19 protein-coding genes and 1 other RNA gene are annotated in these 22,656 nt (G+C 68.1%); 7 read left to right on the plus strand and 13 right to left on the minus strand.

Annotated features, from left to right (window positions below; translation table 11 throughout):
- Nucleotides 1-115: 115 nt before the first annotated feature.
- Nucleotides 116-3,250, minus strand: a complete 3,135-nt coding sequence (gene rne, locus QLQ15_RS12170; RefSeq protein WP_283213033.1) for a ribonuclease E — start codon at nt 3,248-3,250, stop codon at nt 116-118.
- A 433-nt stretch (nt 3,251-3,683) separates the two neighbouring features.
- On the opposite strand from rne, the gene QLQ15_RS12175 reads away from it, so the two are divergent.
- Nucleotides 3,684-4,670 carry an RluA family pseudouridine synthase gene (locus QLQ15_RS12175; protein WP_283213034.1) on the plus strand — a complete coding sequence of 329 codons (987 nt, stop codon included), beginning with the start codon at nt 3,684-3,686 and terminating at the stop codon, nt 4,668-4,670.
- A gap of 6 nt (nt 4,671-4,676) precedes the next feature.
- Here QLQ15_RS12175 and QLQ15_RS12180 read toward each other — a convergent pair whose 3' ends face one another.
- On the minus strand, nt 4,677-5,096 hold the full coding sequence (locus QLQ15_RS12180; protein ID WP_283213035.1) for an energy transducer TonB: 420 nt from the start codon (nt 5,094-5,096) through the stop codon (nt 4,677-4,679).
- 31 nt (nt 5,097-5,127) lie between these two features.
- On the minus strand, nt 5,128-5,469 hold the full coding sequence (locus tag QLQ15_RS12185) for a 4a-hydroxytetrahydrobiopterin dehydratase (RefSeq protein WP_283213036.1): 342 nt from the start codon (nt 5,467-5,469) through the stop codon (nt 5,128-5,130).
- 119 nt (nt 5,470-5,588) lie between these two features.
- Between QLQ15_RS12185 and QLQ15_RS12190 the strand changes: the two genes are divergently transcribed.
- The gene (locus QLQ15_RS12190; protein ID WP_283213037.1) at nt 5,589-6,185 is read left to right on the plus strand and encodes an NfuA family Fe-S biogenesis protein; all 597 of its coding nucleotides are present in this window, start codon (nt 5,589-5,591) and stop codon (nt 6,183-6,185) included.
- Nucleotides 6,186-6,204: 19 nt separating this feature from the next.
- Nucleotides 6,205-7,950 carry a hypothetical protein gene (locus QLQ15_RS12195; protein ID WP_283213038.1) on the plus strand — a complete coding sequence of 582 codons (1,746 nt, stop codon included), beginning with the start codon at nt 6,205-6,207 and terminating at the stop codon, nt 7,948-7,950.
- A gap of 118 nt (nt 7,951-8,068) precedes the next feature.
- Here QLQ15_RS12195 and QLQ15_RS12200 read toward each other — a convergent pair whose 3' ends face one another.
- Both QLQ15_RS12200 and QLQ15_RS12205 read right to left on the minus strand, forming a co-directional pair.
- Nucleotides 8,069-8,290, minus strand: coding sequence for a hypothetical protein (locus tag QLQ15_RS12200; RefSeq protein ID WP_283213039.1), 222 nt, complete (start codon nt 8,288-8,290; stop codon nt 8,069-8,071).
- Complete coding sequence (locus QLQ15_RS12205; protein WP_283213040.1) at nt 8,287-9,606, minus strand: sigma-54-dependent transcriptional regulator; 1,320 nt, start codon at nt 9,604-9,606, stop codon at nt 8,287-8,289. Before QLQ15_RS12205 ends, QLQ15_RS12200 begins: the two co-directional genes overlap by 4 nt.
- A gap of 329 nt (nt 9,607-9,935) precedes the next feature.
- Here QLQ15_RS12205 and QLQ15_RS12210 point away from each other — a divergent pair, with 329 nt between their 5' ends.
- Complete coding sequence (locus tag QLQ15_RS12210; protein WP_283213041.1) at nt 9,936-10,289, plus strand: hypothetical protein; 354 nt, start codon at nt 9,936-9,938, stop codon at nt 10,287-10,289.
- A 55-nt stretch (nt 10,290-10,344) separates the two neighbouring features.
- Here QLQ15_RS12210 and QLQ15_RS12215 read toward each other — a convergent pair whose 3' ends face one another.
- Nucleotides 10,345-10,740 (minus strand): CBS domain-containing protein, encoded by a 396-nt coding sequence (locus QLQ15_RS12215; RefSeq protein ID WP_283213042.1) that lies wholly within the window; start codon nt 10,738-10,740, stop codon nt 10,345-10,347.
- A gap of 189 nt (nt 10,741-10,929) precedes the next feature.
- Between QLQ15_RS12215 and QLQ15_RS12220 the strand changes: the two genes are divergently transcribed.
- Nucleotides 10,930-11,202 carry a GlsB/YeaQ/YmgE family stress response membrane protein gene (locus tag QLQ15_RS12220; RefSeq protein WP_283213043.1) on the plus strand — a complete coding sequence of 91 codons (273 nt, stop codon included), beginning with the start codon at nt 10,930-10,932 and terminating at the stop codon, nt 11,200-11,202.
- 176 nt (nt 11,203-11,378) lie between these two features.
- Here QLQ15_RS12220 and QLQ15_RS12225 read toward each other — a convergent pair whose 3' ends face one another.
- Nucleotides 11,379-11,999 (minus strand): GIY-YIG nuclease family protein, encoded by a 621-nt coding sequence (locus tag QLQ15_RS12225; protein WP_283213044.1) that lies wholly within the window; start codon nt 11,997-11,999, stop codon nt 11,379-11,381.
- 65 nt (nt 12,000-12,064) lie between these two features.
- Between QLQ15_RS12225 and QLQ15_RS12230 the strand changes: the two genes are divergently transcribed.
- Together QLQ15_RS12230 and QLQ15_RS12235 are read left to right on the plus strand one after the other, a co-directional pair.
- Nucleotides 12,065-13,147, plus strand: coding sequence for a DNA topoisomerase IB (locus QLQ15_RS12230; protein WP_283213045.1), 1,083 nt, complete (start codon nt 12,065-12,067; stop codon nt 13,145-13,147).
- Nucleotides 13,148-13,458: 311 nt separating this feature from the next.
- Complete coding sequence (locus tag QLQ15_RS12235) at nt 13,459-17,277, plus strand: autotransporter domain-containing protein (protein WP_283213046.1); 3,819 nt, start codon at nt 13,459-13,461, stop codon at nt 17,275-17,277.
- A gap of 84 nt (nt 17,278-17,361) precedes the next feature.
- Here QLQ15_RS12235 and QLQ15_RS12240 read toward each other — a convergent pair whose 3' ends face one another.
- The 6 genes from QLQ15_RS12240 to ssrA form a co-directional block, all read right to left on the minus strand.
- Nucleotides 17,362-17,673 (minus strand): hypothetical protein, encoded by a 312-nt coding sequence (locus tag QLQ15_RS12240; RefSeq protein ID WP_283213047.1) that lies wholly within the window; start codon nt 17,671-17,673, stop codon nt 17,362-17,364.
- Nucleotides 17,674-17,906: 233 nt separating this feature from the next.
- Nucleotides 17,907-19,823 (minus strand): COG3014 family protein, encoded by a 1,917-nt coding sequence (locus QLQ15_RS12245; RefSeq protein ID WP_283213048.1) that lies wholly within the window; start codon nt 19,821-19,823, stop codon nt 17,907-17,909.
- Nucleotides 19,824-19,881: 58 nt separating this feature from the next.
- On the minus strand, nt 19,882-20,724 hold the full coding sequence (locus QLQ15_RS12250) for a hypothetical protein (RefSeq protein WP_283213049.1): 843 nt from the start codon (nt 20,722-20,724) through the stop codon (nt 19,882-19,884).
- A complete protein-coding gene (locus QLQ15_RS12255) occupies nt 20,724-21,203 on the minus strand; it encodes a putative periplasmic lipoprotein (protein WP_283213050.1) in 480 nt (159 codons plus the stop codon). The genes QLQ15_RS12250 and QLQ15_RS12255 overlap by 1 nt, the downstream gene beginning before the upstream one ends.
- 201 nt (nt 21,204-21,404) lie before the next feature.
- Nucleotides 21,405-22,034, minus strand: coding sequence for a penicillin-binding protein activator LpoB (locus QLQ15_RS12260; RefSeq protein ID WP_283213051.1), 630 nt, complete (start codon nt 22,032-22,034; stop codon nt 21,405-21,407).
- 249 nt (nt 22,035-22,283) lie between these two features.
- Nucleotides 22,284-22,638, minus strand: a transfer-messenger RNA (tmRNA) gene (gene ssrA / locus QLQ15_RS12265).
- Between the last annotated feature and the right edge of the window lie 18 nt (nt 22,639-22,656).

Consider the following 22,656-nt stretch of genomic DNA (forward strand, 5'->3'; position numbering starts at 1 on the left):
GGGAACCGCGACGCACCCGCGCACCCAGCGATGGCGCTCGATCGCATCACCAGCCTGAAAACACACTGGCCGCCCGAAGGCGGCCAGTGATTCATCGCATCGCGACGGCGGGAACTCAGGCGTGGCCCTGTTCCTGCTTGTGCTCCTGCTCACGCTGCTCGGCGAGGTGCGCGTGCTCGAGGGCGGCGGCATCGGCCGGCGTGGATTCGTCGGTGTCGCTCTCCACGGCGGCATCCGCATTGCCCTCCGACTGGCCGATCACCGCCGCTTCCGCCGGCGTCGCTTCGACGACGGGGCTGGGCGAGGGCAGCGAATCGAACAGGCCCGGCGTGCGCGGCGCTTCCGTCACCGCCGCTGCCGAGGCAACGGTCGGGCGCGAATCGGCCGATTCGACCGCATCGCGAGCGGGTTCCGCATCTTCCTGCGGTGCCGGCTCGATCACTTCCGGGGCCTGCACCTTTTCCGGTGCGGGCACCGGTTCCGGCAGCACGACCGGCGGCTCGACGACCACGGCCGGCTCCGGCGTGATTTCCGCCGACATCTCGGCCGGCGCGGTCACTGCGGGCGCCGGGACGTCCGGCGTGCTCTCGACGGCAGCCGCGGCAGCAGGGGCGATCACGCTGGCGGCCACGGCCGCAACGGCGGCGTGCGCCGGCGTGACGGTGGGTGCGGCCGGGGTCACGACAGGCGCCGGAGAAGCAGGGGCGCTCGGCGCCGACGCGCGAACGGGCTCCACTTCGTCGTCGAAGTCGAACTCCGGCTGCGAGCGCGGCGTGGCCGACGTCGCGGCCATCGGCTCGACGTCGTCGTGCTGGTCGTCGTCGTCGTCCAGGCCCAGGGCGTCGTCGTGCAGCGTTGCATCTTCCGAACCTGCAGCCGCTTCACCACCGCCGCCACGACGGCGGCGGCGTCCACCCCGACGACCACGACGGCGACGGCTTCCACCCTCACCGGTCTCGGCATGCGGCGTATCGCCCGGGGGTGTGCCCGCACCCGGTGCGGTTTCGGCCGCGGGTTCGGCGACTGGCGTTGCGGCGGGCGTGGCAGCCGCGGCGACCACGGCCGGTGCGACCATCGCGATCGCTGCGGCATCGGTGGCCGGCGTCACGTCCGGCTTGGGCTCGTTGCGAGGCGGACGCGGCGCGTTCTCTACCGCGTTCTGCGGCTGCGGCTGCGACTGCGGCGCACGCGGCTCGGCCTGGGCCTGCTGCGGTTGCTGTTGCGGTTGCTTCTGCTGCTGGGGCTGCTTCTGCTGCCGCTGCGATTCCTGCTGCTGCTTGCCCTGCTGCTTCTGCTGTTCCTGCGGCTTGGGCTGCTTTTGCTGCTGTGGCTGCTGCTGACCCTTCTCGCGACGCTGTTCCTCGCGACGCGGCTGATCGTCACGGCGGCCATCGCGGCCCTGCTTGCCGTTGCGGTTGTCGCGACCCTCGCGACGCTGTGCGTTGCGATCGCCACGCTCGCCGCGGCCACCGCGCTGGTCCTGCGGTCGGCCGGTCGGCGCCGGTTCGACGGCGATCGGCGCACTGCCGCCACGGAAGAAGCGCAGGATGCGCTCGACCACACCGACCGAATGCGTCGGCGTCGCCACGACGGGGGCGGGCGCAAGTGCCGGAGCGGCGGCCTGCTCGCGCGGCTCGCGCATCGGCGCGGGCTGGGCCGGCTTGACGTTGGTCACCGCCGGCAGCGCCGGGATGTTGAGGTTGGCCTTGGTCAGCGCATGCGTGGGCAGCTTGCGCGGGGTGCCGCGCTGGTAGCTGGGCTTGTTGGATTCCTCGCCCAGCTCGTTCTCGCGGATGCGCGTGACGTCGTAGTGCGGGGTGTGCAGCTGCTCGTCGGCGACGATGACGATGGGCGCGTCGTGGCGCTTCTCGATTTCGCTGAGCGCGCGGCGCTTTTCGTTGAGCAGGTAATTGGCGATCTCGGTCGGAGCCTGCACCAGCACCTGGCCGGTGTTCTCCTTCATCGCGTGCTCTTCGGCCAGTCGCAGGATCGACAGCGACAGCGACTCGACGCTGCGCATGCGGCCGTGGCCTTCGCAGCGCGGGCAGACGATCTGGCTGGATTCGCCCAGCGACGGACGCAGGCGCTGGCGGCTCAGTTCGAGCAGGCCGAAGCGCGAGATGCGACCGATCTGCACGCGTGCACGGTCCTGCTTGAGCGCATGCGCCAGGCGGTTCTCGACATCGCGCTGGTGCTTGTTGCTGGCCATGTCGATGAAGTCGATCACCACCAGGCCGCCCAGGTCGCGCAGGCGCATCTGGCGGGCCACTTCCTCGGCCGCTTCCAGGTTGGTGTTGAACGCCGTTTCCTCGATGTCGCCGCCCTTGGTGGCGCGCGCCGAGTTCACGTCGATGGCGGTCAGCGCCTCGGTCTGGTCGATCACCAGCGCGCCGCCGGAGGGCAGGCGCACTTCGCGCTCGTACGCGTTCTCGATCTGCGATTCGATCTGGAAGCGGTTGAACAGCGGCGTGTCGTCGGTGTAGTGCTTGAGCTTGCGCAGGTTGTGCGGCATCACCTGCTCGACGAAGTCGCGCGCCTCGGCGTACATCTCCGGCGTATCGACGAGGATCTCGCCGATGTCGGGGCGCATGTAGTCGCGCAGCGCACGGATGATCAGGCGCGATTCCTGGTAGATCAGGAACGGGCCGGGCTTGGTCAGCGCGGCTTCGGCGACGGACTTCCAGACCTGGAGCAGGTAGTCCAGGTCCCACTGCAGTTCTTCCGCATCGCGGCCGACGCCGGCGGTGCGGATGATCACGCCCATGTCGTCGGGGATGTTCAGCGCGTCCATGGCGCGCTTGAGCTCTGCGCGGTCTTCGCCCTCGATGCGACGCGACACGCCACCGGCAGTGGGCGAGTTGGGCATCAGCACCATGTAGCGGCCAGCCAGCGAGATGAACGTGGTCAGGGCAGCGCCCTTGTTGCCGCGTTCTTCCTTGTCCACCTGGACGACGATTTCCTGGCCTTCACGCAGCAGTTCGCGGATCGTCGCCTTGTTGTGGTCGACGCCGGCCTGGAAGTAATCGCGGGAGATCTCCTTCAGCGGCAGGAAGCCGTGACGCTCGCCGCCGTACTCGACGAAGGCTGCTTCGAGCGAGGGCTCGAGGCGGGTGATCTTGCCTTTGTAGATGTTGGACTTCTTCTGTTCCTTCGACGGCTGTTCGATGTCGATGTCGTACAGGGTCTGGCCGTCGACGATGGCGACGCGCAGTTCTTCCGCCTGCGTCGCGTTGATCAGCATTCGCTTCATTGTTGCGTTCCTCGCGCGCTCCTGCGCGTGGTCGGCGCAGAACGCAACGCGTCCTGCAGCCGCGGAACGCCGTGGGCGTTTCGCTTCTGGATACCGCAAGCCGGCCAGCGCCCGGAAAGCCCTGGCGCGCCGGCTTCAAGTTTTCCAGCGCTACGACACCACGGCACGCCGCGGGAGCGCTTTAATTGTTTCTTTCCTGACAGCTAGGGGCCGGCGGCGCGGACGCCGCACGGGACGTTGTTCATCGCAGCGGTTTGACCCGCTGGGCGAGGTCCGGTTCCGCCGGGCCATCGCTGCTAACATGGCTACCCCGGGGGCAGTGGTTAGACGCGGACCGGAATCGCAGGAAAGGGCTTTCGGCCACTGGTGTGCAACTTCCTGCGAAATCAAAACCTTATCTCGCGTCGCGAGTGTAACAGATAACCCCCGCCGGATGACCCATTCAGCCCCACCCAAGACCGGCCAGGCCCCCCGGCCCGGCGCCGACGACCGTCAGGTCCGTACCGTCCGCGTGCCTGACGAACGGGCCGGCCAACGGCTGGACAACTTCCTGCTGGGCCAGCTCAAGGGCGCCCCGCGTTCGCTGGTCTACAAGCTGGTCCGGTCCGGACAGGTCCGCGTGAACGGGGGCCGGGCCAAGGCCGAGCGCAAGCTGGAAGGCGGGGACGAGGTACGGATCCCGCCGGTGCGCGTTGCCGAGGCCGGCGACCGGCCCACGCCGCCCAAGGGGCTGCTGGACGCCCTGGAAGCTGCGATCGTGTTCGAGGACGCACGCCTGCTGGTGCTGAACAAGCCCTCGGGGCTGGCCAGCCATGGCGGCAGTGGCATCAGCCATGGGGCCATCGAATCCCTGCGTGCGCTGCGTCCGAACCAGACGCTGGAGCTCGTCCACCGGCTCGACCGGGACACCTCGGGTCTGCTGGTGGTCGCCAAGAAGCGTTCGGCCCTGACCGAGCTGCAGGCGCTGATGCGCGAGGACGGCGGCATTGCCAAGCGTTACCTGGCCCTGCTGACCGGCCGCATGCCGGACGGCGTGATGACCGTGGACGCGCCGCTGCACATCGGCCTGCGCCAGGGCGGCGAACGCCACGTCCAGGTGAACCCGGCCGGCAAGCCGTCGCTCAGCCATTTCCGCGTGCTTGAGCGCCGCGGCGGGCAGTCGTACTGCGAAGTGCGCATCGAGACCGGCCGCACCCACCAGATCCGCGTGCATGCGCAGCACATCGGCCACCCCATCGCCGGGGACGACAAGTACGGCGATGTCGACGCCAACAAGCGGCTGCGCGATCAGGCCGGGCTGAAGCGCCTGTTCCTGCACGCCTCGACGCTGGAATTCGCGCTGGACGGCGGCAAGGCGCCGTACCTGCTCAACGCGCCGCTGGCACCGGAGCTGATCGACGTGCTCGACCGCCTGGCCTGACGCGCATCAACCGCCGCTGCGGCGGCGCTGCTCGTCCAGCGCGAAGCACGACTGCGGCCGCACCTGCGGTGGATGGAAGTTCACCGGAACCTGCAGTTTGCTCGTCAGCGGCTGGCCGTCGCGTGTGGCCGGCTTGAAGCGCCAACCGCGTACGCCTTCCAGTGCGGCCTTGTCCAGGGCCGCCACGCCACTGCCACGGAACACTTCGACCGATGCCGGCCGTCCATCCGTTCCGATGCTCAACTGCAGAACGACCTGTCCACCGACGTTGTCGCAGAGCAGTTCCTCCGGGTACGACGGCGGCGGCGTGTCCACGGCGAGCAGTTCGGTGGTCGGTACCGGCGGGGCGGGCGGTTGCGCCGGCTGGCACGCCGCCAGCGCCAGGACGATGGCAGTGAAGGGGGCGATGCGGGGAAGCGTGCTCATGCGTGCGGCCTCGCGTATGCGGATGCGGGAATCAGGACAACAGGCTTTCGGCCTTGGCGGCGCATATGAAGTCGTTCTCGCTCAGCCCGCCGACGTCATGGGTGGAATAGCGCACGACGCAGCGGTTGTAGTGGACGCCCAGGTCCGGATGGTGGTCTTCGCGATGGGCCATGAATGCCAGCGCGTTGACGAATGCCATGGTTTCGTAATAGTTGGCGAAGTGGAACGTCTTGGAGATCGCATGGCCGTCCTCCACCACTTCCCAGCCGGGAACCTCGGGCAACAGCTCGCGCACGCGCGCTTCGCTGAGGCGATGCTCGCTGCCGCGGCGGGCCAGGCAGTGGGCCTGGGCGAGGGGAATCAGGTCGTTCACGGGTCAAGGCTCCTTGCTGCGATACCGGTCGTGCGTCCCGGACTGAACGGAACGCATCGTCGGCGATCGCGGGTGACGGGCGCGCCATCAGGCTGCGCGGACACCGGTAGAATAGCCCCATGATCAACATTTCCGAATCCGCCCAGAGCCACTTCCGCAGGCTGATCGAGCGCGAAGCCCTGCCGGGGCTGGGTGTCCGGCTGTCGGCGGTCCATCCCGGTACGCCGCGCGCCGACGTGCGCCTGGAGTTCGCCGAACCCGGTGATCTGCAGGGCGACGAATGGGCGATCGATTGCGAAGGCTTCACGCTGTGGCTGGACGCCGCCAGCGTGACGTTCCTGGACGGCGCGGAGATCGACTACGAAACCCAGGCCACCGGCGGCCAGCTGCAGATCCGCGCGCCGCGCATCAAGGGCGAAGCGCCGGCCGATTCGGCTTCGCTGGTGGAGCGCGTGCACTGGATCGTCGAGCAGGAGATCAATCCCCAGCTGGCCTCGCACCGCGGTCACGTGTCGGTGCAGGAAGTCACCGCCGATGGTGTCGTGCTGCTGCGTTTCGGCGGTGGTTGCCACGGTTGCGGCATGGCCGACGTGACGCTGAAGCAGGGCATCGAGAAGACCCTGCTCAGCAAGGTACCCGGCGTGACGGCGGTGCGCGATGCGACCGACCATGCGACCGGTGATGCACCTTACATCCCACGCGATTCGGCGGCCTGAGCCGGATCCGGCGACGTAGATGTTCTCCGCCGCCGACCTGATCCACGCACTGCAGCGACGGCTGCAGCTGATCGCGCCGCACCTGCGGCGTCCACCGGGCGAATTCCCGTCGGGCTGGCAGGCCTGGTTCGACAGCATGCGCGAACGCGTCGGCGCGGTGCGCGGCGCCACGTCGGATGCGATCGTCGCTGTGTTCCTGCAGCGGCCGCTCGCGACGCGCCCGCTGCGCATGGCCGAACTCACGCGCTGGCAGGCATTCCGCACGCTGCTGCGGCAGGACTGGCACGAAACCTCCCCCGACAAGGCCGACCGTCGCACGCATTGGTTCGCGATGGTGTTCACCGTGCTGTGGCACCTGTTCTTCAGCGCCATGCTGCTGTACCTGATGTACCTGCGCTTCATGGCGCTCAGTGCTCCGCCGCCGCAGGGCGAGGAAGTGGTGATGGTGGAGTACATCGGGCGAGGCACGCCGAAGGAGCCGGGCGGTGGCGCGACCGAACCCACCCAGCAGCCGCGTCCCGCACAACCCGCGCCGAGTCCGCAGCCGCCGCAACCGTCCACGCAGGAAGAAACCGCGCAGCTCTCCACGCCGGCAGCGCCTTCGGTTCCGGCGCCGCCCGCGCCGTCAGTCGATGCCCCGTTGCCCGATGTCGCCCAACGCGACGTGCCCGAGCCGCAGGTGCCGCCACAACCGGCGCCGCCGGTGGAACAGGCGGTCACCGTGAGCGAACCGACGCCGGACGCGCCGAACGTGTTCGTGCTGCCGCCCACGCGACGACGCCCGCCGGAACCAAGGCTCGCCGTACCCGAACTGAGCACCACCGCCCCCACGGTGCAGCAGGCCGAAGTGGCCGAACCGGTGCAGCCGATCCATCGCGAGATGACACCGCGTGAGATGGCCGTGCCCACCATTCAACCGCGCGAGCGCGAGATCACGGCGCGCGAAGTCACCGCGCCGTTGCCGCGTGTGCAGGCACCCGTCGTGCGCACGCCGACCGTGACCGCGCCGCAGGTGCAATCGACCGCGCCGACCGTGCGTACGCGCGACGTTCCCACACCGGCCGCTCCTGCGGCAGCGCCGATATCGGCACCGCCCGCCACCACTGCTGCGACTGCCCCCTCGTCTGCGCCTTCCACGGCACCCAGCGCTGCACCGTCCGCCACAGCGGCGCCGGGACCTGCTGCGACCGCGCCCGCGGCGGCCGCAACCGCGCCGGGCGCGCCGTCGCAACCGGCGGCCACCGCCGGTGCGGGACCGAGTCCGACGCCCGCGCCCGGAACCTGGTCCACGCCGCGACGCGGCGACGACTGGGGCGAGAGCACGCGCAATGTTCCGGGTGGGCAACGGGGCGTCACACCCGGCCTGTACAACAGCGACGGCACCGTGCGCCTTCCCGAAGCGACCGGTTCCGCCTCACCGGGCGAGCCGCCGGGCGCGCTCACCCAGGAAATCCGCGACCTCGACCGTTCCGGCACGTGGCTCAAGCGCAAGCCGATCGATTTCGAGCCGACGTCGTTCGACAAATACTGGGTGCCCAATGAAACGCTGTTGGCCGAATGGGTGCGCAAGGGCATCCAGAAGGTCGCCATTCCCATCCCGGGCACCAACAAGCGCATCGAATGCGTCGTGTCGCTGCTCGCATTGGGCGGTGGCTGCGGCTTGAACGATCCCAACCTCAACGATCAGCCGGCAGGCGCGCGTCCGCCACCCGATATTCCGTTCAAGCCTGAATTGCAGGAAGACAACGGCAGCGTGCGTCCCTGACGTAGCGTCCACGTCGTGGGCGGAAGCAATTTCGCGTCCGGAAAGTTGGACACACGCCGCGCCCCGCGCGTCGCAGGCCTTCCTTTCGAAGTGGCCGGTGACGCGCGCGATCCTGCGCTCACACCTCTTCGGCGTCGTCGCGCAGCAGGTCCTGACAGCGACGACATGCGGCCTCGGCGCGGCTGAGGTGTTCGCGTACGCGCTCGATCGGCTCGCCATGGTCGATCAGGCTCATGGCGGCCGCATTCGCCATCGTGATGGTGTTGAGCTCATTGCGAAGCCGGTGCATCCATTGGCGTCCCTGCCCGGTGTCGTGTGCATGCGTGGAGGGCACGGTCACCGCGAATCCTTGGCGCGCTTCAGCCGCGCCAGCTGGTTGTGGATGGTGCGCACGCTGACGCCAAGCGCCTGCGCCGTGCGGGTGCGGTCGTTGTCGAAGTGTTCCAGCGTTCGCGCCAGCATCTCGCGTTCGATCTCCGCATAGCTGGTGCCGATGGTGAAGACCACGCCATCGGTATCGACACCGCCGATGCCGGTCCGTCGCGGCGTCGGCCACACGCGCACGATGGCGCCATCGCTGCCCAGGTACGCGCGCTGGATCGCGCTGCGCAACTCGCGCACGTTGCCGGGCCAGGCATGGCGCTGCAGCAGGCGTTCGCTGTCATCGGCCAGACGTTTTTCCGTGCCATGGCGCGCATTGAGAGCGTCGAGGAAGTGCTGCGCCAACATCAGGATGTCGTCGCCGCGCTCGCGCAGCGACGGCAGCACGATGGGGTAATCGGCCAGACGATAGAACAGGTCCTCCCGCAGACGTCCCTCGGCCATCGTCGCGTGCGGGTCGCGGTTGGTGGCGGCGATCACGCGCACGTCGATCGGCACCGTCTCGGTGCCGCCCACGCGCACCAGCGAGCCGCTCTCGAGCACGCGCAGCAGGTAGATCTGCGCAGACGGCGACATCTCGGTGATCTCGTCGAGGAACAGCGTGCCGCCCTGCGCCTGTTCGAAGTGGCCGGGATGGCGGTGGGTGGCGCCGGTGAAGCTGCCGCGTTCATGTCCGAACAGGTGGCTTGCGAGCAGTTCAGGCGAGATCGCTCCCGCATTCACCGGCACGAACGGGCCACGTCGCCCGCTGCGTTCGTGCAGGGCGCGCGCGACGAGCTCCTTGCCCGTGCCGCTGTCGCCCCAGATCAGTACCGACGCATCCGATGGCGCGACGCGTTCGATGTCGGCGTACACCCGTTGCATCGCATCGCAACGGCCCACCATTCCGTAATGGTGCGCCGCCTGCGCGCGCGCATGCGCGGCGGCGGACTGGGCGAGCAGTGCATCGAACTGCTCCGGGCACAGCGGCTTGAGCAGGTAGTCGTAGACCGGGCGCGACACCGCCTGGATCGCCGATTCCACCGTGGGCTGGCCGGTGACGATCACCGCGTGCTCGTGCTCCGGCATCGCCGGATCGTCCAGCAGCTCCAGGCCGCTGCCATCGGGCAGGTCCAGGTCGAGCAGCAGCAGATCCAGCGGAGGCAGGTGTCCCATCTGGCGCGACTGCTCCAGCGAATGGGCCACATACGGTTGGAAACCGCGCATACGGGCGAAATCGGCGGCGGACGCGGTGAAGTCGCGATCGTCATCGACGATCAACAAGGATGCGGGCACGGCTGCGTCCCTCCGGGGCGGGCCGTCAGCCTATGTCGCCTCAGGTTAAGACGTCTTGAAGAAGCTTCACGGTCGATGGAAACAATTTCCGTCCATGCGCCATCGCATCGTGCCGATTCACCGTGAATGCGTGCAGATGAGTCGTGCGCAGGCGCGCGTGCGGAAGGATTTTCACGTCGCGTTCGCGGCGTTCCGACGCGCCGATGCGTTGGCACGCGTGTTGCGTGTGGCTTCAGTGTCCGCGGGGTATGAGGAGAGTTCCTGCGGGACTTTGCGGGCATTGAAACGGCGCAACACGGCCCCTTTTCAGGGAGAGAGGAGCGATGACGATGAATACCAAACTGTTCTACGCAGAGAGCTCGATCGCCGTGGAAGCGGTGGACATGGACGAGGAGATTGCGCACTGGATGCACCACTACCGCAATTACGTCCCCGGCTTTCGTACCCAGGACTACCTGCCCGCGCTCAAGCTGGGTCTCGACGCCTATCTGCGCGGCCACGGCCAGGATTTCGAAGCGATGACAGAAAGCCTGCAAACCAGCTACGAGCGCGTGCGTGGTCCATCGCGGTTGGACTGGAACGAGGCGCTGCCCGTGGCGATGGCCGCGTGGACGCGATTGGCCGAACGCAACGCGGTGCGTCGGCTGGGCGACGGCGCATTCGGTTTCGCCGCGCTTAGCTGAAGATTGAAGGGGAACCGGGCAGGGAAGCCCGATCCCCGTCCCACGCATGTCGTGCTCAGTGGGGGCGTGCGACACCCTTGAGCAGTTCCTCCGAGGAGTGATCGTCGCCGCTGTAGGCGAAGTCGGAAAGCGAGACGAATCCCACCAGCCGCTTCTCGCGGTTGATCACCGGCAGACGCCGTACCTGAAGATCGGCCATGTTGCGGGCCACATCGTCCAGCTCGTCGTCGTCGAAGCAATAGCGGATCCGCTCGGTCATCACCTCGCGAACGGGTGTGTCGGCGCTCATGCCCCTGGCGACCGCGCGGATGGCGATGTCGCGATCGGTGACCATGCCGACCAGCCGGTCGCCATCGCCGACCGGCAGGCTGCCGACATCCATGCGCTGCATGGTCTCCGCCGCCTCGCGTATGGTGCGGTGGGGCGCCGTAAGGAAGACGTCGGTGTTCATGATTTCAGCCACTTTCACGGCAGTCGCTCCAGTCAGTCGGACGGAACATCGACGATTGCACAGCGACGATTGCGCGTGCGTGAAGCGCGCGCGCCGCCCGTGCAGGTCGTGTCACGACGCCCATTCACACACGCTCGCGTCACGGGGTGCTGCCTAGCATCCGCCGCTCATGGCACAGGAGGGCTGGGCATGGGCATCATCATCTGGTTGGTCGTGGGTGGCGTCGTGGGTTGGCTGGCAAGCCTGATCATGCGGCGCGACGCGCAGCAGGGCATCCTGCTCAACATCGTCGTCGGCATCGTGGGTGCATTCATCGGCGGATGGCTGGGCGGCATGCTCGGCATCGGCGGCGGCGACATCAATGACGGCAACTTCAGCGTGAGCGGACTGCTGCTGTCGCTAGTCGGTGCGGTGGTGCTGCTGGCCATCGTCAACCTGTTCACGCGCGGGCGCGCCCGCTGATCGCATTCGCCGGGGACGGTGATGGCGGTTCCGACCACCGCCATTCGTGGTGCGGGTATGGTTGTAAAGTGGTGTCGGGTACCGGCGTCGCCCTCGTCGAAGGGCGACGCCAGACGCTGGCGGCGGGAGCCTGTTGGTGATCTGACGCGACGAGTCGCAGGCGACTGCCCGGACGATCAGCCCCGTCGTTGCGCACGCCAGTGCGCGAGTGCGGCCGGCAGGAAGTCGCCGACCGCGATTCCCAGCGCTTCATACGCATCGAGTCGATCGAGCACCCGTTGACGCAGGTCCGCCAACGCGGGCGCGTCCAGATGCGCGGGTTCGCCCTGTACGGCGTCCAGCACCGCCGCGCCCCAGTCGAACAGTGCGTCCGCACCGCGCAGCAGTTCCGCGCGCAGCCAGGGACGCAGCGGAGCGTGGACGGTATGGCCGATGCCGCGCAGGCGTTCGGCCTCGTCGGTCAGCAGCGCCTGCGCGCCGCGATACCACTCGGTGTGTCCGGCGGCCTCACGGCGGACGGTGAGCGGCGAGGGCGCGCCGTGTTCGGCGAGCCGATGGCCCAGGTCCAGTTCCAGCCGGCGTGCATCGCGCACGGTTTCGGTTTCCACCAGCACCGCGCGGTCGAGGTCGAAGAACTCGAAGTAGCGCGTGTGCAGCGCTTGCATGCGCTGCAGCGGATGACGCGAGAAGCCCAGCTTGAGCAGGTCCTCGTACGCACACGGAAGCACGTACAGATAGCACGCGCCTTCGCTGGGGCCGTGCGTGACTTCGGGGGCGGAACTGCGCAGGAAGGGCATGCGCGCATCATCGCGCAGGCGGCGTCACCACGTGGCGTTGATGCGCGGGTCGCAATGCTGCGCGCATGGCACGTTCCAGACCCGCCGCAGCGCCGGCGCCGGACAACGGCGCCGCCGAATCGGCGTCGCACGGCGGACTGGTGTACGTCAGCGACGACCAGCCCGGACTGCGCCGTATCCGCGCGGGCCGCGGCTTCCGCTATGTCGATCCGCAAGGCCGCACCGTGCGCGATGCCGGCACGCTGGCGCGCATCCGTGCGCTGGCCATTCCGCCGGCCTACCGTGATGTGTGGATCTGCCTGCGGCCCAATGGGCATCTCCAGGCATCGGGTCGCGACGCACGCGGACGCAAGCAGTATCGATATCACCCGCGCTGGAAGCAGGTGCGCGATGCGCGCAAGTTCGACCGCATCGTCGCCTTCGCCGCGGCGCTTCCTCGCCTGCGACGCGTGCTGCGCCGCGACCTGGCCCGCGAAGGCGTCGGCCGCGAGAAGGTGGTGGCGCTGGTGGTGGCCGTGCTGGCCGACACGCGGGTGCGCGTGGGCAATGCCGAATACCAGCGCGACAACCGCTCCTACGGCCTGACCACGTTGCGCAACCGACATGTCGAATTCCTGCGCGGCGGACGGGCGCACCTGCGCTTCCGGGGCAAGGGCGGGCAGGAACACGACGCCGTGCTCGACGATGCTCGCCTCACACGCCTGGTGCGCCGCTGCCAGCAACTGCCGGGGCAGTTGCTGTTCCAGTACGTCGACGATGCGGGGAACGTGCAACCGGTGGACTCCGGCCTGGTCAACGACTACCTGCGCGAGTCGATGGGCGATGACTTCACCGCCAAGGATTTCCGCACCTGGGGCGGCACGCTGGACGCGATCCAGCGCCTCGCGCGGTGCGAGGTGCCCATGAAGGACGACGGCACGCCCCACGTGGCCGAGGTGACCTCGCTGCGCAATGGCGTGATCGCCGAGGTGGCCGCGGGCCTGGGCAACACGCCGGCCGTGTGCCGTGCCTCGTACATCGACCCCCTGGTGTTCGAGTGCTGGGAAGACGGCCGGCTGCAACGTGCCGTGGCCAATGCGCGCGGGGAGCGGCAGTGGGAACAGGCGGCGCTGCGCCTGTTGCGACGGGGGCGGAGAAGGGCGCGATGAGGGGATGCGTGATGCGCGCGCCCTGATGTCGGCGCTTCGCGACCTCCGCAACCCCGCATAGCGCGCCTCGCGATGCCAACTTTGCCGAATCTGGCGCGTCGTGCCAGAAAAATGTGATCGGGTTCAAGAATGTCGGCCCGTTGACGATAAACCTCATCGAGCGGGGCTCCTCACACCGGACCCCGCCCATTTCGCGCTGGCACGCCCATTGCACGACAGTCGCCGCAACGCATCGCCGTTGCCGATCGGCTGTGCGCGTGCGTGCCCGCCCGTTCTGCATTTCTTTTACTTCAGCGGGGGAGCCGCATCTGATGAATCATGTATTTCGCGTTGTATGGAACCGTGCCCTGAACCAATGGGTCGTGGCCTCAGAACTGGTCCGCGGCCGCGTCAAGGGGGCGCGCTCCGTCAGCGCAGGTGTCGCCGATGCCACGATGACGCGGCTGGGCGCGGGCATCCTCACCGTGCTGCTCGGCATGCCCATGGCGCATGCGCACACCATCTCGATCGGTTACGAAAACTCCGGCGACCGGTCGCTGACCTTCTGGTACGGCACCTACCATCCGGCTTCGCAGACGACCTACACCGAAGGTTCGCTGCGCCTGCAGGGCCCCAACGGCATGGACGTCACGCTGCCGTTCGCGCTGCTGTCGCATGGCAAACCCGGTGGACTGGTCGATGGCGACACCAACTTCTACAACAACGGGCTAGGCGCGCTGGGCGGCATCAACCTGGACCCGCGCGGTGAACCCGCGAACTGGCAGGGCCTGCAGTTCACCAACCTGTTCGCCGGCACGTACACCTTCACCTACGTGCCCATCGCCAACCCGACGCAGGTCTGGGCGCCGGAAAGCCCGGTGATTCTGAGCAGCACGATCACCATCATCACCGCCGACCTGAGCACCGCGCCGCGCATCGAGACCGGCCAGGTCGTGAACGAAACGCAGGTCGGCGACCCGCTGCTGTTCGACGGCGGCACGCTGCGCATCGAACACGACACCACGCTGCCGCAGGATGTTTCGTTCACCAATGCCGGCGGCACGCTGGACACCAACGGTCATGAGCTGTGGCTCAACGGCGACATCGACGGCCGCGGCGACATGACCAAGGAAGGCGACGGCACGCTGTTCCTGCGCGGCAACAACACCAACACGGGCGACATCGTCATCAACGACGGCATCGTCAACGTGATCGCGGACAGCAACCTGGGCTCGCCCGACTCGAACGTGATCTTCAACGGCGGCACGCTGCAGTGGGGCGACGATTTCGACCTGGGCAACCAGCGCGACCTCGTCCTCAACGCCGGCGGCGGCACGCTGGACGTCCAGACGCACGACACGCACATCGACCAGGCCATCACCGGCACGGGCGATCTGACCAAGACCGGCACCGGCACGCTGGAACTGGCCGGCAACAACACCTACACCGGCGGCACCACCATCGACGAGGGAACGCTGGCGCTGGTCGGCAACGGCTCGCTGGCGAACTCCGACGGCGTCGCGATCGGCAGCGATGGCACGCTCGACATCTCCGGCGCCAACGGCGACGCGACGCTGACCGGCCTCACCGGCGACGGTGACGTGGCGTTGGGCGGCAACAGCCTGACGCTGACCGGCGGCAATGGCAGCTTCGACGGTCGCATCGACGGCACCGGTTCGGTGATCGTCACCGGCGGCACGCAGGCGCTGACCGGCAACAACGGCTTCAGCGGTGGCCTGGTCGTCGCGGGCGGCACCGTGCAGGTGTCCAGCGATGCCAGCTTCGGCACCGGTGTCGTCACCATCGGCGACGGCGTGCTGCAGACCACTGGCGGCTTCACCAGCGACAACGATTTCGTGCTGTCCTCGACGCACGCCGTCGTCGATACGGCCGGCCACGACGTCACCTTCAACGGCGACCTGTCCGGCAGCGGCAGCCTCAACAAGATCGGCGACGGCACGCTCACGCTGAAGGGCGAGAACTCGCAGGACGGCCTGAACGTGAAGGGTGGCACGGTCGAGTTCGCGTCCGACGCTTCGCTCGGCCGCGCCGGAAGCGTGGTCACCATCGCCGACAACACCACGTTGCGTTCGCTGGACTCGATGACGATCACGCATGAGATCTTCGTCGACAACACGCGTTCGGCCGTGTTCGACACCAACGGTTTCGACATCACCGTGGCCGGCGACATCGGCGGCTCGGGCATCGTGCAGAAGCTCGGCGGCGGCGTGCTGACGCTGTCGGGCAACAACAGCCAGGTGCTGATGCAGGTGCAGGGCGGTTCCATCGCCGTGACCTCGCAGGAAGCGGCGGGCGCTGCCGGCGGCGACATCTATATCGGGCAGGACGGCAACTTCACCGCACTGTCGGGCATGAACGTGACGCAGAACGTGCACGTCACCGGTGACAACGCGCGCTTCGAAACGCGCGGTGCGCCGGTCTCGCTGACCGGTTCGCTGGACGGCAGCCACTGCCTGATCAAGTCCGGCTCGGGCCGCCTGGACATGCGCGCCGGCGGTTCCAACGCCATCGGCGCGTGCATCGAGCAGGGCGACCTGGCCTTCAACAGCACCTTCGCGGGCAACGTGTGGGTGTACGCCGACGGCACCGCCAGCGGCAGCGGCCGCGTGGAAGGTTCGATGGACGTGAAGGGCGTGCTGTCGCCGGGCAATTCGCCGGGCACGCTGGTGGTGGCGGGCAATGTCGTGCAGAACGCGGGCAGCGTGCTCGTGGCCGACATCGATGGCCGCACCGCGGGCAACGGTGCGGGTCACTTCGACACGCTGCGCGTGGTTGGCGCCGGCCACACGTACACGGCCGGCGGTGAGCTGCAGCCGATCCTGCGTGGCATCACCGGCGACGCCACCAACACCTTCGTGCCGAACGTGGGCGACAGCTTCGCCATCGTCCAGGCCGAAGGTGGCGTGACCGGTTCCTACGACAGCCTGCTGCAGCCGCAGTCGGGCCTGGCCGCCAACACCCGCTTCGACGTGCGCTACGACGCCAACGCGGTGGTGCTGATGGTGACGCCGGACCGCTACGAGCTGGCCATGTCCACCCGCAACACCGCCGCCGTCGGCGCCGCCATCGACGCGGTCCGTACCGCTGCGGGCGCGCGTGGCACGGATGGTACCGCTCGCGTGGAATCGAGCCTGATGGGCCTGCGACTGGCGGACATGGCGTCGGCGTTCGACCAGCTCGACGGCGAGTTCCACGCCACCACGCGCGGCGTGCTGGCCGACGATGCCCGTCGCGTGCGCGAGGCCGCGCTGGACCGCATGAGCGGTGGTCGTTCGCCGCTGGCGAAGACGCAGCAGCCGGGCGATGCGGTGTGGGCGCAGGTGCTCATGGCGGGCGGTTCGCTCGACAGCGACGGCAATGCCGGCGCCGCCGAGTACAACGGCAGCGGCCTGCTGGTCGGCGCGGAACACCGCTTCGAGAACGGCTGGCAACTCGGCGTGATGGGTGGCAGTGAACGCACCGACATGGAAGTCGCCTCGCGCGCCTCCAGCGGCGATGCCGACACGCTGCACCTGGGCCTGTACGCCGACCAAAGCTGGGGCGCGTTCGCCGTGCGCGGTGGCGTGGGCGTGGCGCAGCATTCGATCGACAGCGAGCGTTTCGTCAACCTGCCAGGCCTCAGCCAGCGTCTGGTGGCCGACTACGATGCGCAGACCCGCCAGGCGTACGTGGAAGGCGGCTACGCCATCGAAGGCGAGCACGGTTCGCTGGAGCCGTACGTGCAGTTCGCCCGCGTGGAGACGAAGAACGACGCGTTCGCCGAAACCGGTGGCAGCGTTGCGTTGAACGTGGACGGTGAAACGACCACGCTGGACGTGTCGACGGTCGGCGTCCGCGGTGAGCTGTCGCTGACCAGCGGCGGCACCGGCGAGGGCTGGTTCAACCTGCGCGGCGGCCTGGGCTGGCGTCATGCGTCGGGCGATCTGTCGTCGCAGACCCGCCTGGGCTGGAACGGCGGCGCCGACTTCAGCGTTGCCGGCACTCCGCTGGCCGAAGACGCCGCGGTGGCAGAACTGGGTGTGTCGGCCTGGCTGAGCCCGCGCACGCTGCTGGAAGTGGGCTACGAAGGCCAGTACGCCGATGAAGGACGCGACCACCAGGCCATGGCACGCCTGTCGATCCGCTTCTGATCGCGGCGTTCGTCAGGAAAGCTCGCGACGAAGAAATGCGTTCGCGAGAACAGGGAAGGGGCGGCGAAAGCCGCCCCTTCTTCGTTACGGAACGTTGCGTGCGACGACGTGCGCGTCGCCTTCGTCGTGCCCGGCAGTCGCCGACGCATCGCGCATGGCGATGGAGCCGAGATCCTGGCCACTCAGGCGCGCGATGAGTTCGATGCCCCGGGCGGTTGGATCCCAGCGGCCGCCATCCTGTGTGGCCAGGCCCAACGCCGCCAGGCGGTGCATGGTCGGCGCCGCCATGAGCGCGCGTTCCCACGCGAACAGCTGCGCGCGGTTGCGCAGCGCCAGCAGGGCGAAGCGTTCGGTCTGGGTGAGTTCCGCGCCGGCGAGTCGATGGGCTTTGTACATGTGTCGTGTCGTAAGCGAGGGAACCGTCAGAATCCACACCCGCGGTCATCGCGAACCATCGGACGGCTCCGAATGAAGGGAGCGTGGATGCGAGTGCGCGTGAAAGGGGCTGCGAAGGATCGTCGTGGTGGTTGGATGGCCGAAGGGCAGGGAATGCCTTCCGGGTGTTCGTGGCAGATCGGAAAGGCCCGCACGCGGCGGGCCTTTCTGGAACGATGGAAGCGCAGCGGCGCTTACTGCGCCCCGGTCGCGTCGGCTCCCGCCGCACCGCCGTGTTGCGCGAGCATCTGGCGGAATGACGCGTCCAATGCCTGCGCTTCCTTGTTCTTGTCGCGCGCCTTGACGATGTCCGCGTCGTTGCCCGGCGCACCGGTTGGCGCGCCGACTGCGGACCGCGATCGGCTCCAGGCGATGCCGCATTGGCCGTGGTGTGCGCGCATCACCGGCGTCGCGGCGATGCTGGCGTTGCCTTCGGCGCTGAAACGGTAGCTCACCTGCTGCGTCGGCTTGGCGCTGAGCAGGCCCACCGACACGTGGTTGGGCAGCGTGTCCCACCGGCGCACGTCGGCATCGGGCTTGACCTTGGTGCTGATGCCGCCGGACACGGCCAGGATGGCCAGGCCCGCGAGCTGCAGCGGCGGAAGCCCAGACTGTGTGAGCACGTAACCCACGCCGGCGCCGCCCTGCAATCCATTGCGCAGCTGCGCCTTGCCGTTGAGGATGGAATCGAACGCGCGGCCGCCGCGCGTGGTCGCCTGGAAATAGACGTTGCTGTATTCGTCCAGTGCGAGTGCTGGCGCCTTGCCCGCGGCGACGCTCGCGCGCTCGTCGCGTCCGGCGTCGAGCGCATCGGCGAAGGTCAGCAGCTTGTTCTCGCTGCCACGCGCCATCTTGACCGGGCCGCGCCCGATGTCGGCGATCAGCAGCGTGTTCTCCTTGCCGGGAAGCCTCACCGCCGGATTGACCTGCTTCGCGACGGCGAAGGCATCCGACGCCTGCGTCGTGTCGCCCATGCAGTACGACGCCCAGCCCGACAGGTAGTTCATCAGCGCGAAATCGCCCTGGAACTCTTCGGCTTCCGACAGCGTGTCCTGGAACTCGCCGGCCATGAACGAGGCTCGGGCGTTCTGGTAATCGCCTTCGCGAAGGTACAGCAGGCCACGGTAGTAGTAGGCCATCACGCGTTCATAGGGCTCGCCCTTGAAGTCCTTGATGCCTTCGCCCGTCCACTTGCTGCGCGCCTGCCGGGCCACTTCCGTCTTGCCGTAGAAGGACTCGATGCGTTGCAGCGCCTCATCGAACGCCCATTCGGCCTCGTCGTAGGCACCAAGCTCCATCGCGGCAAGGCCAAGACGTTCGAAATTGAGGACGGCGTTGTGCTCGCCGTCGAGGTAGAGCGTCTTGTAGAACGGACGCAAGGCCTCGCGCTTGGATTGCGCGTACACATCGGCATCGGCGCTGTCGGGGCGTACGAAGGCGGGCAGGGGCTCGAACACAGGCCGGCGCTCGCGACCCTCCCACGACTTCGCGATCGCCAGCGACGCCGGCTTGGCCGGCCCGGCCATGTAGTCGATCTCGCGCTGCTCACGCTTCTTGCCGCATGCGCTGTCCACGCGCATGGCTCCGGGGATGAAGACGAGCTTGTAGGACGCCACCACATCCGGTGCGTTTGTGGTGAGGCGGACCCGGTACTTGCCGTTGTCCGGCGAGTGCACGTAGCCGATGCATTCGTTGCTTCGGGTATCGAACCAGCCGCCCATGGCGCTCATCCACTTCCACGAAGTGACGCCCTTCTTGTCGGTCACCTCGCGGAAGAACGTGACCGTGACCTGCTGGTCGGTGATGACGCCGAAGTTGAACCACTCGTCGTCGTACATCTGGATGTCGAAGTAGGCGACGTTGAACAGCCGCGGCTCCACCTTGAAGAACGACGGCGAGTGCATCTGGCGGATCGCGCCGTTCTCGGGCGACAGCGTTCCCTCGTAGCGGTCGCCGAAGAAGATCGGGATGGAGGGAATCGTGTGCTGCGCGTCCTGGTCCATGGTCGTGTCGACGACCAGGTTGGCTTCCTGCGCCCATGCGCCGGTCGAAGTCGCCGCGAGGGCCAGGCAGAGCGCCGTGGTGAGCGCGGTGCGTGCGGAAATCTGCATCGTTGTATTCCGGTGTGCGGTGGTGCGGGCGCCCGGTCGCGAGCGCCCGGTGTGGCGGTTATTGCCAGTGACGCGTCAGCGCCGTCATCGTGGCGTTGGCGACGACGTCGCCGGCCTGCGCCAGGGTCTGCTCCGGTGCGGCTTCGCGCACATAGCCCTTGCCGCCGGCCACGAAACGACCCGGCGCGGGTTTCGGCGCCTTGCCGTCGCTGACCAGGCTGGCGAGCAGTTCGCCGGTGGCCACGCGCTTCACCTCGACGCGGAACATCACGCCGAAGGGGCTGGAGGCATCGTGCGTCTGCAGCACTTCCACCAGCAGCTCGGCCTTGCCCTGCAGTGCCTTCAGTTCGAGAGTCTGCGTGTCCTTGCGCTGCTCGGCGGACTGGTCGGCCGCGTGGGCCCGCAGGGCCACGGTGCGGTCCACCAGCTGCGCGCCGGCGCCTTGCAGGCGCGCGTTGAATGCGGTCATCAGCGGCCAGTCCGTATGTTCGGGCAGCTGCTGGCGAGAGCCGTTGTCGTCGATGCGACGCTCGCCCGAGCGCAAGGTGGTGACCGAGGCCGCGCCAGCGTCCTGCGTCAGCGTGCGTCCATCGTCGCTGAGCTGCGCGACCGCTGCGCCCCCCTCGACATGGGTGGCCTGCGCCACATGGTCGTATTGCGTGGTGACCGCGTCGCTCAGGTCGCGGTTCCAGTACACCACCATGCGCGGGCTGCCGGCCTTGCGATACGCCGCGCGGAAGGCATCGGCATCGGCGGCGGTCGTGTCGTTCGAGGCGCGCGCCGGTTGCGGCAGCACCTCCGGCATGCCCTGGCGATACTGCGCCGTGGCGTCACGCGGGCACAGCATCGCCAACGCGATGCCGGCCATCAGTCCGGCATTGCGCACTGCATGGCCCGGCATCACGGAGCGGCCGTCAGTTCGACGAGGTAGTACTGCACCTCGTCGCGGCCCATCGAGCGCTCGCGGTACACGCCGGTGCCGTAGGCGGGAATCGCCACGCGCGACCACACCGACGTCGGTTCGGTCGGGTTCTGCGTTTCGTCCATGAACGACGAGCGCGCCTGCACCTGCAGCGGTTCGCCGGTGCAGTTGATGAAGCGCGCGGTGACCTCGACGGTGTCGGTCTCGGTACGGCGCGCGAACAGTCCTTCCACCACGACCTGGCGCGCCAGCGCCTTGTCGGTGAACTGCACGGCGTTGAGGTCGATCGGTGTCATCGAACGCGGCACGTTGGCCACCAGTGCGGGACCGGCATACGGCGCGGACTTGCGCGCCTTGGCCGTCTTGCACTTGACCACCTGGTTCTCGGCGGCAGAAGCGGAACCGGCCGCGAAACCGGCGGCCAGGATCAGGATCGAGGCGATGCGCAGGCTCTTCATGGGCGCCCTCAATGCGTACCTGCCGGCGCGGAGGCCTCGGCAGGCGGCACCTGCGCCTGCGGATCCACCGCACGTGGCGTGCGTGCGGCGCACGCGCAAAGCATCACGACGGCGCACAGCAGCACCAGCCGAAGACCATTCGATCCCATACGTATTCCCCCTGTTTTCATTGATCGCCGGCGCGGTGCGCCGCCGACCGGATCATCGATAGATGACGTCGTCCGTCGCCGCGCGTTCGATGTCGTAGCTGTTGGACCACTCGATCATTCCCGACTCGAGGTCGACCATCTCGAACACGATCTGCGTGAAGCGCTGCATCTGCCCGGTACGCGGATCGCGCGCTTCGGTCGAGGCGATGTTGCCGGTCAGGCGGTAGTCGGCGCCGGCGACGGCGCGCGTCATGCCGGTGGTGCCGACATCGGTGACGCCTTCGCGCTTCAACGCGCGCTCTTCCTCGACCATGGCCGCGTTCTGGCGCGCGATGAACGTCATCCGGCCCTGGCTGGCGCGGTTGAGCTGCACGCGCAGGCGGTCGGTGATGATGTTCTTGTTGATGCGCTGCGAACTTTCGTTGGTGAAGTACGCGCTGTCGATGATGATGCGCGGCGCCTTGGCGCGTCCGGCGAGCGTGGCGTTGCCGAGCATGTCGCGGACCATGCGGTCGGCCATGGCGGCAATGTCGTGGGCTTCGATTCCCAGGCCCGACACCGGACCCTTCTGGGTCGGATCGACGTCGACGGCACCCTGGTTGCGATCGCGCGCACCGGCCGCCGTGGCGAAGGCGAGCGCGCAGACAGCCGCGAAGGCGCGGCCGGTTCGTTTCAATTGCATGGATTGTTCCCCGCCTTCCGGTTGGAAGGCCCCCTGTGGATCTGAACTTATCATGTGATCGGCCAGATCGGGCAATACTGGAGGGCAGGGGCGTCGGGCTCACCGGAACCTGGTCCGCATCGCCGCCCGGTGCCGCGCGGCATCGACGCTGGAACGCGTTGCAGGGCGGAAGGCGTTGCCTCTGTGTGCCGTGCGGCCCTCCGTGGAGCGGCCAAAAAAAAGCCCGCCTTTCGGCGGGCTTTCAGGTGTTGGTGGAGGTGGGGGGAATTGAACCCCCGTCCGAAGGCACTCCATCCCCGGCACTACATGCTTAGCGTTCCGTTAGGTCTCGTTCCCGGGCAGCACGGCTCGCAAAGCGCACCCGGAAACCAGCCTGTTTTGGGTTAACCAGGGACTGACAGGCAACCGTCCCCGGCGATTCCGTGATGATGACCCTACGCTGCGAGCACGGACACAAGCAGTTTCGGGGCTTAGGCCTTAAGCGGCCAGAGCGTAGTTGTCGTCGTTGGCAACTATGAGTTTTGCCGCTGGATTTACGAGGAAAGCTGCCCCCTCGGCATGCGCCAGGCGATTTCGCAACCCCCGTCGAAGCCAGTGCACCCCCGGGGACAGCTCTCGCTGA

This window comes from Lysobacter stagni (genome assembly GCF_030053425.1).
GTDB lineage: Bacteria > Pseudomonadota > Gammaproteobacteria > Xanthomonadales > Xanthomonadaceae > Lysobacter_J > Lysobacter_J stagni.

Bases quoted from the DNA above. Each gene is read 5' to 3' on its own strand.
- rne (WP_283213033.1), bottom strand. From the start codon at position 3,250: ATGAAGCGAATGCTGATCAACGCGACGCAGGCGGAAGAACTGCGCGTC.
- QLQ15_RS12175 (WP_283213034.1), top strand. From the start codon at position 3,684: ATGACCCATTCAGCCCCACCCAAGACCGGCCAGGCCCCCCGGCCCGGC.
- QLQ15_RS12180 (WP_283213035.1), bottom strand. From the start codon at position 5,096: ATGAGCACGCTTCCCCGCATCGCCCCCTTCACTGCCATCGTCCTGGCG.
- QLQ15_RS12190 (WP_283213037.1), top strand. From the start codon at position 5,589: ATGATCAACATTTCCGAATCCGCCCAGAGCCACTTCCGCAGGCTGATC.
- QLQ15_RS12195 (WP_283213038.1), top strand. From the start codon at position 6,205: ATGTTCTCCGCCGCCGACCTGATCCACGCACTGCAGCGACGGCTGCAG.
- QLQ15_RS12210 (WP_283213041.1), top strand. From the start codon at position 9,936: ATGAATACCAAACTGTTCTACGCAGAGAGCTCGATCGCCGTGGAAGCG.
- QLQ15_RS12215 (WP_283213042.1), bottom strand. From the start codon at position 10,740: ATGAACACCGACGTCTTCCTTACGGCGCCCCACCGCACCATACGCGAG.
- QLQ15_RS12220 (WP_283213043.1), top strand. From the start codon at position 10,930: ATGGGCATCATCATCTGGTTGGTCGTGGGTGGCGTCGTGGGTTGGCTG.
- QLQ15_RS12225 (WP_283213044.1), bottom strand. From the start codon at position 11,999: ATGCCCTTCCTGCGCAGTTCCGCCCCCGAAGTCACGCACGGCCCCAGC.
- QLQ15_RS12230 (WP_283213045.1), top strand. From the start codon at position 12,065: ATGGCACGTTCCAGACCCGCCGCAGCGCCGGCGCCGGACAACGGCGCC.
- QLQ15_RS12235 (WP_283213046.1), top strand. From the start codon at position 13,459: ATGAATCATGTATTTCGCGTTGTATGGAACCGTGCCCTGAACCAATGG.
- QLQ15_RS12240 (WP_283213047.1), bottom strand. From the start codon at position 17,673: ATGTACAAAGCCCATCGACTCGCCGGCGCGGAACTCACCCAGACCGAA.
- QLQ15_RS12245 (WP_283213048.1), bottom strand. From the start codon at position 19,823: ATGCAGATTTCCGCACGCACCGCGCTCACCACGGCGCTCTGCCTGGCC.
- QLQ15_RS12250 (WP_283213049.1), bottom strand. From the start codon at position 20,724: ATGCCGGGCCATGCAGTGCGCAATGCCGGACTGATGGCCGGCATCGCG.
- QLQ15_RS12255 (WP_283213050.1), bottom strand. From the start codon at position 21,203: ATGAAGAGCCTGCGCATCGCCTCGATCCTGATCCTGGCCGCCGGTTTC.
- QLQ15_RS12260 (WP_283213051.1), bottom strand. From the start codon at position 22,034: ATGCAATTGAAACGAACCGGCCGCGCCTTCGCGGCTGTCTGCGCGCTC.